The organism is Coprococcus sp. HPP0074 (assembly GCF_964238105.1).
Taxonomy (GTDB): Bacteria; Bacillota; Clostridia; order Lachnospirales; family Lachnospiraceae; genus Faecalimonas; species Faecalimonas umbilicata.
This window is the reverse complement of record NZ_CAXSKS010000007.1, coordinates 102,063-116,195: the sequence shown is the minus strand read 5'-3', so window position 1 is coordinate 116,195 and position 14,133 is coordinate 102,063. Positions and strand designations below refer to the sequence as shown.

Here is a 14,133-nt window from a genome sequence, read left to right as displayed (position 1 = left end):
ACATTAATCTCCTTTCCATGCACTCTGCTAAAAAATTTAGCATAAATCCTCTCTTTTTTCAATCTTTCTCTTTTGATTTACAAAAATTTTATTTCTTTTACGGACTTTCGCGTGCTTCTCTAGGCTTATCTCTGAAAATACTGCTTTGCAAGTTCCTGAAATCTCGGCAGCGCACCAATAATTGTCTCATATGCCACGCAGTAAGCAATCCGCACATAACCTGGACACCCAAAAGAACTTCCTGGCACAAGAAGGATATTGTATCCCTTTGCCGCCTCACAGAACGCTTTCTCATCTTCGATTGGAGATTTCACAAACAGATAGAAAGCTCCCTGCGGCTTTATACAGCTGAATCCACACTGTCTCAGCCCTTCATAAAGTGTTTCCCGGTTTCTATTGTAATAGGTAAGATCTGTTTTTTCTCTAATACATTTAGCAACCACCTTCTGAAGCAACGTCGGTGCATTGACAAATCCTAAAATCCGATTTGCCACACCCGCTGCCGCAATCACATCACAACTGTCTGCCACTTCTGAAGGAATCACAAGATACCCAATCCGCTCTCCCGGAAGGGACAGAGACTTACTATAAGAATATGCCACAATCGTATTTTTATAATATTTTGTCAGATACGGTACTTCCACTCCATCAAAAGCAAGTTCCCGGTAGGGTTCATCGGAAATCAAATAGATCTCAGTCCCATATTCTTTTTGCTTCTCCTCCAAAATTCGTGCCATTTCCCGGATTGTCTTCTCCGAATACACAACACCGGTCGGATTGTTCGGCGTATTCACGATAACCGCCTTCGTCTTCGGAGTAATTTTCTCTGCAAATTCAGTAAGCTTTGGCTGGAAAGTTTCTGTGTCCGGTGAGATCTCCACAAGTACACCATCCACATTGGATGTGTAACTTCTATACTCACCGAAATACGGTGCAAAAACAATCACTTCCTCCTGCGGGTTGATAAGCGTCTTTAAAATCACATTCAAGCCTCCCGCTGCACCGACTGTCATGAGAATATTTTCTGCAGAAAACTCCGTCTGAAATCGCTCATTCAATGACTCTGCCACTGCCTGGCGTACCTCTTCATATCCTGCATTGCTATTCGTATAGCCATGAAGTTCCAGCGGTGCCTCTTCCTTTACAATGGAAATAAGTGCTTCCTTTACCGCCTCCGGTGCTTCCACATTTGGATTGCCGAGACTGAAGTCAAATACATTTTCTCTCCCGTACAGCTTTGCAAGACGGTTGCCTTCCTCAAACATCGCGCGGATGGCAGAACTATTGGCCACCATCCCTTTCATCTTCTCTGCGATCATACTGTTGCCTCCCTCTTTGTCACAGTTCCTTTTTCCACAAGAAATACCGGGCGGTACGACAGTTTTGCTTTGCGAAGTCCCTCTGCCCCAGTGTCTTCCTCACGGTTAATGTATTTATATTTCATACACTCGTGTTCCACAAACTGCTGATTGATCATCGGATAAGCACCTTGGATCTCTGCAAATGCTTTTTCAATATGGACTACAAATGTATCGTCACTGACTTCCTCTCCAAGGGTAAATGCAGCAACCTTTCCATTCACTCTCAGAAGCCCCCCGGTCAGCTCCAGTTCTTCATAGAGCCGCAGAGAATTGAGTGTTACACACATCTCTGCATTTTTCTCTTCATCTGCCTCACATCCATTTTCAATCCGCCATTGCAGTGCCATCTGAAAGCACTCTTCGATATTTTCTTTTGTAATCTTTTCATACGACCAATCTTCATTTACTTGTTTGAATTTATTGATATGATTTCGCTTACCGTGAAGCTTTTTGCCAGAAAGTGTCGCCAGTTTCTCAGACTCGTAGACATAATCTGCACTGTCTCTGTCGTATTCGATTTGAAACTGTCCCGGATACCACTCTTCCAGCTGTGCAAAGTTCTCTTCTGTGACACAGTACATCGTAAACGGATACCCCTGTTCCCTGCTGTACTCCATCAACACTTCGATCGTCCGCTTGACATCCTTTGGATCTCCCACCGGATAGGCAAAGGACAATCCATTTTCCTTTGACCGAAAGACAACCGTATTTTCTACCATCGCATAGCCTACCTGATAAAACTTCGCCCACAGGTACACGTTAACAAACGTGCGCTCACAGCTTCGCGATGGATACTTTCTAAAGTAAGATGTCAAAAGTTCCTTATCCTCCAAAGTCGGTCTTCGAAAGTCTATCGTTATCATTTTATTCTACCTCTTCTCAAATTTTGCTTTTCTCTGTTTTCCTGCTGCCATTGCCTTCTTCGCGCTTCTTTAAAAGTACTTTTTCAGGCAGTGTATCTATTTCTAGCACTCGATCCCTTTTCGGAACTGCATCTGATAAAGGTCGGCATACACGCCGTCTTTCTCGAGCAGCTGCTCGTGAGTTCCTTCTTCCTCGATACCATTCTCAGTCAGCACAAGAATCCGCTTTGCATTTCGAATCGTAGAGAGTCTGTGCGCGATCACAAATGTCGTACGGTTCTTTGCCAGACGTTCTAAGGACTGCTGCACAACTTTCTCACTCTCATTATCCAGCGCTGATGTAGCCTCATCAAAAATCAGAATCGGCGGATTCTTTAAGAATACCCGTGCAATAGACAGACGCTGCTTTTGTCCTCCGGAGAGTTTCACACCGCGCTGACCGATATCTGTATCATATCCTTCCGGAAAACTCATGATAAATTCATGGGCATTTGCATTTCTCGCTGCCATAACCACTTCCTCATCTGTCGCATCCGGCTTTCCATAACGGATATTTTCCATAATCGTCCCTGCAAACAGGTAAACATCCTGCTGCACAATTCCAATATTATTTCTCAGGTCATCTAACTTCATATCCCGGATATCAATGCCATCAATCCGGATAGCACCCTCTGACACCTCATAAAAACGTGGGATCAGGCTGCAGATTGTAGTCTTTCCGACACCTGATGGACCGACTAATGCCATATAATCTCCTGCCTCCACATCCAGATTGATGTGATCCAGTACATTTTCCGTACTGCCCTCATAATGAAAAGATACATTTTCAAACTCAATCTTTCCTTCCAGATGCTCCACACTGACTGCATCTTCTTTGTCCTTGATATCCGGTGCGATCGACAAGATTTCAAGAAATCTCTCAAAACCTGAATATCCATTCTGGAACTGCTCTGTGAAATTGACAAGTTTCTTCACCGGTTCTGTAAAGTTATTGATATACAAAAGAAATGTGATCAGGTCAGTCACCGCCACTGTTCCCGCTGCCATAAACCGCACTCCGGCGATCAAAACAACAACAGTAACAAGTGTTGTCAAAGCGCCAAGCCCAGAATTGTATGCTCCCATATAGCGGTAGCTGATCTTCTTTGCTGCAACAAAGCGGTCATTTCCATCCTGAAACTTCTTCATCTCAATCTTTTCATTTGCAAACGATTTCACAACACGGATCCCTGAAAGGCTGTCCTCAATCTGGCTGTTAATATCTGCAATTTTCTCTCGATTTCTCTTAAACGCCCGCTTCATCTTCCGGTTATAATATCCCGCATACAGAATCATGACCGGAATAAATGCAAACGCGACAAGTGTCAGCTTCGCATTGATACTAAATAAGATTGCAAAAGATCCAACGAGCTTGATAATAGAAATCACGATATCTTCCGGTCCGTGATGCAAAAGCTCTGTGATATCAAACAAATCGCTCGTAATACGAGACAACAGCCCTCCAACCTTCTGATTATCATAGAACGCAAAGGTCAATTTCTGGTAATGTCCAAAAATATCCCTCCGCATATCCGCTTCCATCTTTGCACCCATCAAATGTCCATAATATCCGATAAAATAATTACAGCCAAATTCCAAAATAACGAGTCCAAACATCAGGACACCGATCCACGTAATCGTATGCAACACATCCTCTGCCGGGAAATATACGACCTCATTTGTAATATAACGGACGATCAACGGCAGGATCAATGTGACTGCCGCTCCCAGAATTGCAAAAAACATATCACTGAAAAACAATCCTTTGTACGGCTTATAATATGCCGCAAGTTTCTTTAACTTCTCTCCCATCTTTTCTTTCCTCCATCCTTCTCTTCCAAAAATGTTCCTTTTTCTTTTGCAAAATGAAAAAGTTCCCGCTTCACATCTGCGATTGTTCTCTGTTTTAGCAGATCTTTACAGCATGCATTTAAATCCCCATAAATCCCCGCCATCACATCTGCCATCCCCGATGCCACACAACACTTTTTCTCGGGAGACCCGCTCCGCCACGAAGTCGACACAAAAGAAATCTGAAGTGCCTCCGCTACCATGGCAAGTGTCACTTCTTCTGCTTCCCGAAAGAAGAGATATCCTCCCTCCGTCCCTTCTTTTGTACGGATCAAATCAGCCCTTTTCAATTTTGCCATCACCTTCCGGATCCGAGCCGGGTTGGTGCACACATTCTTTGCCAACTCTTCACTGGAGATCACGATTCCCTTATGTTCCAGAAACACAAGTGCATGGACCGCGATTGCAAATTCACTTGTCATTTTTGTGTTCCCCCCTGCTTCTGTGTCTGTTCAATAATATTTCGCATCACATCTTCACTTAACTGACCACTGACATATCCATATACATTTCCATCCTTATCGATCATAAAAGTAGTCGGAAATGCACTGATTCCATAACTTGAGAAAATCTCCCCGGTCGTATCCATCACAACTGGATACGTGTATCCATTTTCTTCCAAAAACGCCTTGATCTCTTCCTCAGAAGCTTCCCCTCCAAGATCCGGTGCCGCAATTCCCAGAATCACCACATCACTGTCTTCTTGTGCTTCATATTCTTCATGCAACTTCTGGATCTCCGGCATCTCATTCCGGCATGGTCCGCACCAAGTCGCCCAGAAATTCAAAAAAATGGTCTTTCCTTTATATTCTGATAATGTATGCGTATTCCCATACTGATCTTGTAGTGTAAAGTCGATGGAAGGAACGGTCTCTCGTTGATCGTTTTCCTTCTTTTCTTCCTGTTTGCTTTCTCCGGCACTTTTTTCTTCTCCCCGGAAGTATTATCCTGCCCGGTATTTTTCTGTTGGGCTGCTGACTGATTTTTCTGTTTTTTTGCATTTTCTGTTTCATTTCCTGCTATGGAAACTTTTGATAAGTATCCGGTGACTGCATTCATCTTCCCTGTAAACATGAAGAGTCCCATCAAAACCATCAGTATCCCGCCTACTTTTACCGTATATTTTACAACATTCATATGCTTTTTTAACAGCTCCAGAAGGCTTGTCGTAAACAGCCCCAGTACAAGAAATGGGAGCACAAATCCAAGTGTATATACGCCGATCAATGCAAACCCCATCCACTTTGTCCCGGCGGATGCCGCCATCAAAAGCACACTCGTCAACGCCGGACCTACACACGGGGTCCACGCAAAACTAAACGTAAATCCCATCAGCAGCGCGGTCAGCGGGGACATTGCAAGCACATCAAGATGAAATGGCAGTCTGCGCTCTTTTCCAAGTAATCTGCTCGGACCAAAGACACCAAGCTGATAGAAACCAAATGCAATCACTAAAATTCCACCGATTCTTGCAAACAACATCTGATTTTTCTGCAAAAAGCTCCCAAGTGCAGATGCGCCAAGTCCCAGAATGAAAAATGCAAAGCTAACTCCTACCACAAAACAAACCGTATGGATCATCACTTTTCGTCTCTCATAGTGAACCTTTCCATCCTCCCCAATCTCACCCGTTCCGCCTGACAGATACCCCATATACAGCGGAATCAGCGGCAGAACACAAGGAGAAAAGAAACTAAACACCCCCTGTAAAAATACTGTCAATACCGGAATGCTGATGTCCAGCGAAAATCCCATAAAACCACCTCTTTCCTTATTTTCTTTTTACATTTTTTGACAGAGATCCGTTTCCTTTTTTGTCTGTGCAAAATTTTCCTGTGGATATCTGTACAAATTGTAACTTTTTTCATTACATTATTTAACTGTAACTTTATCAAATACATTTTTTGTTGTCAAGAAGCATTTTTTCCAAATCGAACATTCTGTTTTCCTATTTTCCATACAAACTTCCAGAGCTCCGTAAGCAGTTCCCTATAGGAAAAAGACACCCCTTGGCATTTCCTGGAGTGTCTTTTTCTATTGCAAAGCTATTGTCATTCTCTGATTTCTCTTAGACAAATTTTCTTCTATTTTGCTTTTTCTCTTTATTTTTCTTCTGATTCTTTCTGCCCTTCAATATCCTTTTTCTCGTCTGTGTCATTTTCTCCTGCCACATCATATGCCGGACCGATCAAAAGAAGTTTATCTACATTCATCTCTTCTGCCGGGCAGAGATCTGTGCGTGCCTTCATTGTAATGACTGCAAGTTCATCACTTCCACTATACAGCGGCTGATCTCCGCGATTTGCAAATGCAAGATTGACATAAGCGGTTCCATCACTGTATACCTTATTGACCGTCAGATTTTCCATCGCTCCTACCGCCTTCGTTCCGACAGCTGATACAAATTCCAGATGTGAAGGATCATAATCGATGACAGCTCCAAATGCATTGACATGTTTCGCATCTTCTGCAAGTACCGTAAAGGTCACTGTCTCACCGGCTCTGATACATGATTTTTCTGCACAAAGTGTTGCCTGCCCGGATACTTCTCCGCTCTGTTTTGTGCCTCCATCGAGTTGGAACATTGTAAATGCATAATCATAAACATCATAGATGCCGTTCATATTGATATCTCCACTTCGCTTCTGGATTTGATCCACAAAGTTGGAACCATCCTTGACAGAAGTTCCAAGGTAATTTTTCATATTGGTATAATCACCCTCTGAAACCGTCTCATTCTTATTAGTACTTCCGACTGCAAATGGCTTGGATCCATCTTTTTTGTATACCGGAAGTTCATGGGATGCAAAGTAATTGCGCCGCGATTTCATAATCTGAAGTTTCAGATAACGTGCACTGACTCCGGTGAGCGGAACTGTCTTTGCATTTTCTTCTACTTCCAGATCCGTGTTATATACCCACTCTTCCTCTTTTGTTCCATCCCATTCCAGTTTCCAATGTTTTCCATCTAAACTGGAGTAGACATTCATACGCTCTACGGTACCACTTCCATAACTGTCGCGTGGATAATACTCAAATTTATCCAGTTCGTAAGCTGCACCAAAATCATAGATGAACGGAGTCTTGTCACCGACAACATCCCCCACTGCGAAGAATAATCCACGGAAGCTGTGGTCTGTCGCATACTTCAGTGCTCCTGCCTCATCTCCTCCGGTCCATGAAATCGTTCCAAGTGCACCAATCTCATTTCTCCACGGATCCAGCAGAGAACTGGTCACAAGCTGCTCACTCCATGCAGAATACCCTTCCGCATTTCTCGCCCGCACGCAATAAGTATGCTCAGAATGATAGTCGAGATCATCATGGATATAAGAAAGTGCATCTCCCATGGCATAAAGATTTCCATCCACGAGCATCTCATATTCAGATGCTCCTTTGCTTTCTGTCCAGCATAATCCGATGCTTGTAGAAGTTTTCGCTTCTTCTGCTGCCGTCAGCTGCGGTACAGAAAGAGCACCATTTTCTTTTTCCGCCATCCGGCAAACGGTATTTTCAAATCCCAGAATCTCTACGATCTGTTTTTCTTTCTGGCTGTCCACTGTTGCGAGTTTTACATACAGCTTCGGCTCTGCCTGAACCTTTTCTACCATTGCGCGTAAAATCTTTTCTTCCTCAGAAGCGTAGGTACGGATCATTGGATGTTCGTCATAGAAGAAAATCCCCTCTCCTTTCTTTGGCTCACTTTGCTCAAAGATTTCCAGATTTTCTGCTTCTGTCAGATGCAACTTTTCTTCTCCATTCCATGCTGTTACTGCCTCCGGACGGTTTGACAAATGTACGATAAATGTGCTGCTACGCTTTTCCTCATATCCTTCATAAGTACCTTCGGAGCATTCTGCTGTCAGAATCGCCTTTCCTTCCTTCACACTGGAAGTATAGGTCGTTGAAACATGACTTCCATACGAAACATGGTCAATGGTTCCGTATTTCTCATCCTCCTCCGTCTGATTATGGATATATTTTCCATCATCCTCGTAAGTTGTATAAAAGCTGTCTCCATCCGGCCAGAATTCTATCATCCGCTTTGTCCGGTCAATGGCATCCGGCGTATTGTTTGCCTCATACATTGGAAGAATCGTTCCATTTTTTACAAACACCGGCAGTTTCCAAAGCGGCGCCGCAAAATTATTAAGCACTTGTCCGCCCAGATATTTTTCTCCGGTCAGATAATCAATCCACACTTCGTCTGGATCCGGAAGGTAAATGTGGTTTCTCACATCATTTCCCTCTTCATCTGCAGCTGTATTTTTATAAACTGGCGCAACTAAAATATTTGCTCCAAGCAAAAACTGGTACTGCATATTTCTGCTGTATGCATACGCATCTTCCGGATATTCCAAAAACATTGCACGCACGATCGGAAGTCCCGTGTCATCATTTCCCGTATCCATATTTGACGCAGAGACAGCTGTCGTATAAATATATGGCATCAACTGTGACTTGATTTTCATATACATTCGGTTAATCCCCGTATACGGATCCCCAAATGTGTACGGTGCTTTCATGTAAGTGCCCCATCCGTCCATATTTAACATCTGAGGTGTGAACGATTTCCACTGATAGTCACGCGCAGCAATCAGTGCCTTTCCTCCGAAGATTCCATCCATATCACTACCAATATTTGGATTTCCGCTCAGAGAGCTTCCGATATAAGTCGGGATATGGAAACGGATATATTCCCAGTTTCCTCCGGTCTGGTCACCGCTCCACACACTGTTAAAACGCTGTGAACCTGCCCATCCGTCCAAAGAGATAATATTCGGGCGAAACTGCTCTGCTGTCGTGATAATGTCATAGGCCGTCTTCACTCCATTTAACTGGAAAGAGTATCCCGGTCCTACCCATGCAACATCGGTCTTCAATGTGGTCGCCCCTCCGACAGATACTTCCTTCCGGAAATCCCGAAGCAGGTGCCAATATGTCTGATTGTCTGAGTCCGGTACCAGATTACTCTCTGTCCAAAGTCCGGCTGCAACCCCTTTGCTGTTTGCATACTCTCTGAACTTCGCAAGATTTTCTACATTGGCATCTACCGCTGCGATTCGTTCTGGAGAACTGCTTCCATCCTCATTGACTCCCCCTTGTACATAATAGCCATTCTGTCCATATCCCCCACCATATCCATCATTTGGGAGGAAATATCCAAGCGGCATATCGTATCTGACGTACTGATCCAATACAGCTCTCGCTGAATATTCATATGGCGCATCTACATTTTCAGGGTAATGCTCTGCTGCCACTTTTGGTCCTTCTCCATTTAAGGATTCTGAATGTTGTCCTTCTGACAAACGATATCCGGTCGCCATACCACTTTCATATTTTGTCATCCCTGCGGCGGTGCTTTCGGCGATTCCTTTAATGTTCCATTCCTTCTCTCCACCTTCGTCAGACCACGCATCGCGATTATAACAATTTAGATGTCCTTCGTAAAATCCATATTCCGGCAAAAGTAGCGGATTTCCAGTTACATGATAGTAGGCTTTTAAGATTTCCTGCGTAATCCGGCTTCCATTTTCTCCATCAGACAGAAAATAGTAAGCACTAAACTTCGCTTCTTTATGCGCAGCGCGCACAACCGCAGTCTCACTTTCTCCAAAGTCATAACTTCCATCGGCAAATGTATTTCTCAGAACCCCATAGCCTTCCGTCGTAAAATAAAACGGATTCGGTGATGCAACACCTCCGTCCATCCATGCGCTTTCATTGACAATCTGAATAGTCTTTCCAGTATGTACAAACCGTCCATTCTGTGTACCACCACCGTAGAAATTTTCTTTTTCTCCTCTGACAAGTGTCTGAACTGTCTCCTCACCGATCGTGAGACCTTTGGCTTCCTCAAGAACGGTCTTGCCGCTGACAGAAATTTTCATCTTTGCCGTTGCTTTATCAAAACTTACTTTTGTCTTTCCACAGCAGAGATTGATCGTCTGATTTTCCTCGTAGATTTCTACTTCCGGTTTTGTATAAAAATCTGACTCGTCCGGACACTGCTGAATCTTTGCTGTATGCTCCTTCTCTCTCGGAGCCGCATAACTCTCAAATGCTCCGCTCGGATCTACATCATAGCGGAAAATAGTTTCTTCCAGAAAAATAAGCTTTCCCTTAATATTTTCCTCAAATGTGAGCCAGACGATATGACCTTCCTCTCCCTTTTCCACCGCTTTTACACCTGTTAACGGACCACAAAATCCCCCGTTCTTTTCTCCTGCTTCCAGATGCGGCGCCATCTTCTGATTATTCTCGCTCATAGTGTTCCTCCTGTTGTGCAAACTTCTTGCTTTTGTCGGGCTTATTATATAATACATCCGGCTTTTTTACTATATATCTGGCTTTATATACAAACAGATAGGACATTTTGACAATACAGCTTTTCTTCTGTTTGGCAAACTTATAGATTTCATCCATTAAATAAACCTCAACCTTGTACGCCTTGTCCTCTGGACGTTCGGCTGCATCTTTGCTGAAAACTAGACACCATTTATTCCCCATATAAAAACATTTCTGCGATGCAGATATCATCATACTTTGTTCCGCTCCTGCTGTCTTTGATCGTCACGATACAAGAATCAACAGAAATACTTTGTCCAAAATCAATGTAAATCATAGAATCCATTGGTGCAGAAAAATTCGGAACATACGATTCCAATCTTTTTGTCCAGATTCGATCTCCTGCTTTGATTTCCAGTTCCAATGGAATTCCATTTTTTGTATAGATATCCTCTGAACTTAAGTACCCTGGAAGAACAGCAATTCCTCTCACACTCTGTTTTTCTTCTGAGTCAAATAAAAGATATTCTCCGATTCCAACGCCATCCACTCCCTCTATCCAGCAGGTAGCCGGATTTCTGTCCAAAAGAGCTGCTGTACTATGATCATATCCCTCTTCCTGCAGTGTAGAACTTGCAGAAACACGAAATGCTAAAGGATTCTTCTGTCCCTCTGCTTTATCCTGATTTGTACTTTTCTCTGTCCAAGTGTTCACAGACTGTAATGTATAACCACCCCACATGCTTTGCGAATTTTCTATCAGAGTAACATCAAACACTGCTGAGTACGGTTGTGCCTCCTGCATTTCCGGCGTATAATGAACTTCTCCATAGACTTCTATTTCATCCTCTGATATCTTTTTTAGTTGCATGATCTGAGGAGTATCATTTCCATAGGCCGAAGTTGGCGTTACCCCTTCCAGCACAACCATTCCATCTGAAATTTCCACATGCTCTTCGTTGAAAGCTCCTGTCCCGATAGAATTCTCCAAATATTCCCTGACAGTCTCTTCCGGAATCTCCCATCCCATCTGCCCGAGCTTGGCAGACTCTCCATCCACAAAAGGAATCTCAAACCATATCGACCGTATCAAAAATGAATACGCAAACTCTTCATTGACCACAACTCCCTCTGAGAAATTTTTCCCATTTCCTCCTGCATCCAGTTTACAAAGCAGGCTCAGAAAATCAGTGATCTCATTCTGCACATCGGCATCCAGTGTGATGATCTGTGGATATGTCTCATCTTTCTCCTTTGTTTCGTTGGAAACCTTTTCTTCTTCCTCTTTTTTAACGCTCTCCTTCTTTTTTCTTGCTTCCTTCTTTTCTTCTGCTTCTTGCGCCTGTCTCTCCTTTTTCTCAGAAGCCACACCTGCCTTATACATGGCAAATGCTCCTCCTCCGCATAACAGAAGAATACCCGTTGAAATAGCAACTGCCCAGATTTTCTTTCTGATTGATTTCTTATGAGTCTTCTCCTTCTTTGAACCCCTGCTTTCCGTTGCTTTCATCTCATTGCTGACACCGCTTTCTGCCCCGCAATACGGGCAAAATCTCACACCCTCTTTGATCTCTTTCCCACATTTTTTACAGAACATCTTCCCTCTCCTTTGTTTTGATTTCTTTTTTCTTTCTTCCAACAGTAAAACTCTATATAAAAAAAGAGAACTACCCTTCAACGTTCTATCTCCTGCTGACTGGTATTTCTCTTTTATTTTTTATTTTGTAACAGTTTTCTCTTCTTTGACCACTTTTTGTAGACAAGAACAATTATTCATTCATATTACTCAGTTTTGCCGCCTGATCTGCTGCGATCAAACTGTCAATCACTTCATCTAAATCTCCGTTCAAAATGCTGTCCAGCTTATGCAGTGTCAATTTAATTCTATGGTCTGTCACACGTCCCTGTGGGAAATTGTAAGTACGGATCTTCTCCGAACGATCTCCTGTTCCAATCTGGCTTCTTCTTGCCTCTGCCTCTGCGGACTGCTGTTTTTCTAACTCTAATTCATACAGTTTTGAACGCAGTAAGCGGAATGCTTTCTCTTTGTTCTGAAGCTGTGATTTCTCTGTCTGGCTGTAAATCACAATTCCTGTCGGATAATGTGTAAGACGAACTGCAGAGTCTGTTGTATTGACACACTGCCCACCATTTCCAGATGCTCTCATTACATCGATACGAATATCTTTCTCTTCGATCACAACATCCACTTCCTCCGCTTCCGGCATCACCGCAACAGTGATTGTGGATGTGTGGATACGTCCACCGGACTCTGTCTCCGGCACACGCTGTACACGGTGTACTCCACTTTCGTATTTCATCCGAGAGTAAACGCCCTGTCCACTTACCATGAATACGACTTCCTTAAATCCACCGATTCCATTTTCATTGACAGAGATCATCTCTGTCTTCCATCTCTTGCTCTCTGCATAATGCACATACATACGATATACTTCTGCCGCAAACAAAGCCGACTCATCTCCACCGGCTCCGGCACGAATCTCTACCATAATATTCTTATCGTCGTTCGGGTCTTTTGGAAGAAGAAGAATCTTCAATTCATGCTCTAATTCCTCCACACGTTTTTTCGAGGAGCTGAGCTCTTCTTTTGCAAGTTCTCTCATCTCTTCATCAGATTCGATTTCAAGCATTTCCTCACTATCTGCGATAGACTGTTTTGCTTTTTTATATTCTGTATATGCCTCCACGATCGGAGCTAAATCAGCCTGCTCTTTCATCAGCTTCCGAAACCGTTCCTGGTCATTTGCAACATCCGGTTCCTGAAGTTCGCCCATGATTTCCTCATAGCGGATCAACAGATCTTCTAATTTATCAAACATATCTATTCCTCCATTTCTCTCATCTATTGTACATGCCGGATACCACACGGTCAAGTCCCGCCAGATCCTTTTTTACCGTTACCTCTGTAAACCCGGCTTTCTCCATCATCTTTGCAACATCCTCTCCTTGATCATACCCGATTTCAAAGAGGAGCCAACCACCCTGCTTCAAATGTTCCCGGCTTTTTTCTGTAATCTTTCTATAAAAATATAATCCATCTTCTTTTCCGTCCAATGCAATCATCGGATCATGCAGCCTTACTTCCTCTTCCAGTTCCTCAATTGTTTTTGTTCGGATATACGGCGGATTGGACACGATCAGATCATATCTCTCGGCAACTTGTTCAAACAGATCGCTTTTCAGAAACGTGACATCAGCATTTAGGCTCTCTGCATTTCTTTTCGCCACCTGAAGCGCTTCATCCGAAATATCTGCCCCGACTGCCCGGATCCCTTTCCGGTAATGTTCCAGACTGATCAAAATACATCCGGAACCGGTACACATATCCAGCACTTGTTCGTTTCCACTCAAATGAGACAATGCTTCCTCTACAAGTATCTCTGTATCCTGTCGCGGGATTAACACATGTTCATTGACAATAAATGGCAATCCCATAAATTCCTGCTCCCCAGTAATATGCTGAAGCGGAATCCTCTGCGCCCGCCTGCTGATACAGTCAAAATATCTTTCCGCCGCTTGCTCTTCTGCAGGCTCCGCTTGCTTCAGATAATACATCGTCCTGCTGATTCCTGTCACATATTCGAGCAGATACCAGGCATCCAGTTCTGCCTCCGCGATTCTTGCCTGCTTCAGACGAAAAATTCCTTCTTTATATAGTTCCTGTATCGTCATACTGATCCCCTTTTACCAATCCCGTTAGATTTTGTCAT

General features: G+C 43.4%; 9 protein-coding genes and 1 pseudogene. All 10 read right to left on the bottom strand.

The features are described from left to right. Positions 1 to 125: 125 nt before the first annotated feature. The 10 genes and pseudogenes from ACESPO_RS10115 to prmC all read right to left on the bottom strand — a co-directional run bounded on the left by ACESPO_RS10115 (position 126) and on the right by prmC (position 14,095). Positions 126 to 1,319 carry a pyridoxal phosphate-dependent aminotransferase gene (locus ACESPO_RS10115; RefSeq protein WP_009262398.1) on the bottom strand — a complete coding sequence of 398 codons (1,194 nt, stop codon included), beginning with the start codon at positions 1,317 to 1,319 and terminating at the stop codon, positions 126 to 128. Next, a complete protein-coding gene (locus ACESPO_RS10110) occupies positions 1,316 to 2,224 on the bottom strand; it encodes a DUF2156 domain-containing protein (protein WP_016438335.1) in 909 nt (302 codons plus the stop codon). Before ACESPO_RS10110 ends, ACESPO_RS10115 begins: the two co-directional genes overlap by 4 nt. A 102-nt stretch (positions 2,225 to 2,326) precedes the next feature. After that, a complete protein-coding gene (locus ACESPO_RS10105) occupies positions 2,327 to 4,075 on the bottom strand; it encodes an ABC transporter ATP-binding protein (protein WP_120105261.1) in 1,749 nt (582 codons plus the stop codon). Further along, positions 4,060 to 4,536, bottom strand: a complete 477-nt coding sequence (locus tag ACESPO_RS10100) for an RrF2 family transcriptional regulator (protein ID WP_117576606.1) — start codon at positions 4,534 to 4,536, stop codon at positions 4,060 to 4,062. The genes ACESPO_RS10105 and ACESPO_RS10100 overlap by 16 nt, the downstream gene beginning before the upstream one ends. Continuing rightward, positions 4,533 to 5,869: pseudogene (locus ACESPO_RS10095) on the bottom strand (redoxin family protein). Before ACESPO_RS10095 ends, ACESPO_RS10100 begins: the two are co-directional and overlap by 4 nt. A 347-nt stretch (positions 5,870 to 6,216) precedes the next feature. Further along, the gene (locus ACESPO_RS10090; RefSeq protein WP_016438332.1) at positions 6,217 to 10,383 is read right to left on the bottom strand and encodes a TIM-barrel domain-containing protein; all 4,167 of its coding nucleotides are present in this window, start codon (positions 10,381 to 10,383) and stop codon (positions 6,217 to 6,219) included. Next, a complete protein-coding gene (locus ACESPO_RS10085; RefSeq protein WP_270602288.1) occupies positions 10,370 to 10,624 on the bottom strand; it encodes a hypothetical protein in 255 nt (84 codons plus the stop codon). The genes ACESPO_RS10090 and ACESPO_RS10085 overlap by 14 nt, the downstream gene beginning before the upstream one ends. After that, positions 10,614 to 11,999 (bottom strand): zinc ribbon domain-containing protein, encoded by a 1,386-nt coding sequence (locus ACESPO_RS10080; RefSeq protein ID WP_270602287.1) that lies wholly within the window; start codon positions 11,997 to 11,999, stop codon positions 10,614 to 10,616. Before ACESPO_RS10080 ends, ACESPO_RS10085 begins: the two co-directional genes overlap by 11 nt. A 172-nt stretch (positions 12,000 to 12,171) precedes the next feature. After that, complete coding sequence (gene prfA / locus ACESPO_RS10075) at positions 12,172 to 13,242, bottom strand: peptide chain release factor 1 (protein ID WP_008974883.1); 1,071 nt, start codon at positions 13,240 to 13,242, stop codon at positions 12,172 to 12,174. 19 nt (positions 13,243 to 13,261) lie between these two features. Next, complete coding sequence (gene prmC, locus ACESPO_RS10070; protein ID WP_009262424.1) at positions 13,262 to 14,095, bottom strand: peptide chain release factor N(5)-glutamine methyltransferase; 834 nt, start codon at positions 14,093 to 14,095, stop codon at positions 13,262 to 13,264. Positions 14,096 to 14,133 lie beyond the last annotated feature (38 nt).

What these genes read in the sequence shown, in the direction of transcription:
- ACESPO_RS10115 (WP_009262398.1), bottom strand. Translation starts at nt 1,319, where the DNA reads ATGATCGCAGAGAAGATGAAAGGGATGGTGGCCAATAGTTCTGCCATC.
- ACESPO_RS10110 (WP_016438335.1), bottom strand. Translation starts at nt 2,224, where the DNA reads ATGATAACGATAGACTTTCGAAGACCGACTTTGGAGGATAAGGAACTT.
- ACESPO_RS10105 (WP_120105261.1), bottom strand. Translation starts at nt 4,075, where the DNA reads ATGGGAGAGAAGTTAAAGAAACTTGCGGCATATTATAAGCCGTACAAA.
- ACESPO_RS10100 (WP_117576606.1), bottom strand. Translation starts at nt 4,536, where the DNA reads ATGACAAGTGAATTTGCAATCGCGGTCCATGCACTTGTGTTTCTGGAA.
- ACESPO_RS10090 (WP_016438332.1), bottom strand. Translation starts at nt 10,383, where the DNA reads ATGAGCGAGAATAATCAGAAGATGGCGCCGCATCTGGAAGCAGGAGAA.
- ACESPO_RS10085 (WP_270602288.1), bottom strand. Translation starts at nt 10,624, where the DNA reads ATGGGGAATAAATGGTGTCTAGTTTTCAGCAAAGATGCAGCCGAACGT.
- ACESPO_RS10080 (WP_270602287.1), bottom strand. Translation starts at nt 11,999, where the DNA reads ATGTTCTGTAAAAAATGTGGGAAAGAGATCAAAGAGGGTGTGAGATTT.
- prfA (WP_008974883.1), bottom strand. Translation starts at nt 13,242, where the DNA reads ATGTTTGATAAATTAGAAGATCTGTTGATCCGCTATGAGGAAATCATG.
- prmC (WP_009262424.1), bottom strand. Translation starts at nt 14,095, where the DNA reads ATGACGATACAGGAACTATATAAAGAAGGAATTTTTCGTCTGAAGCAG.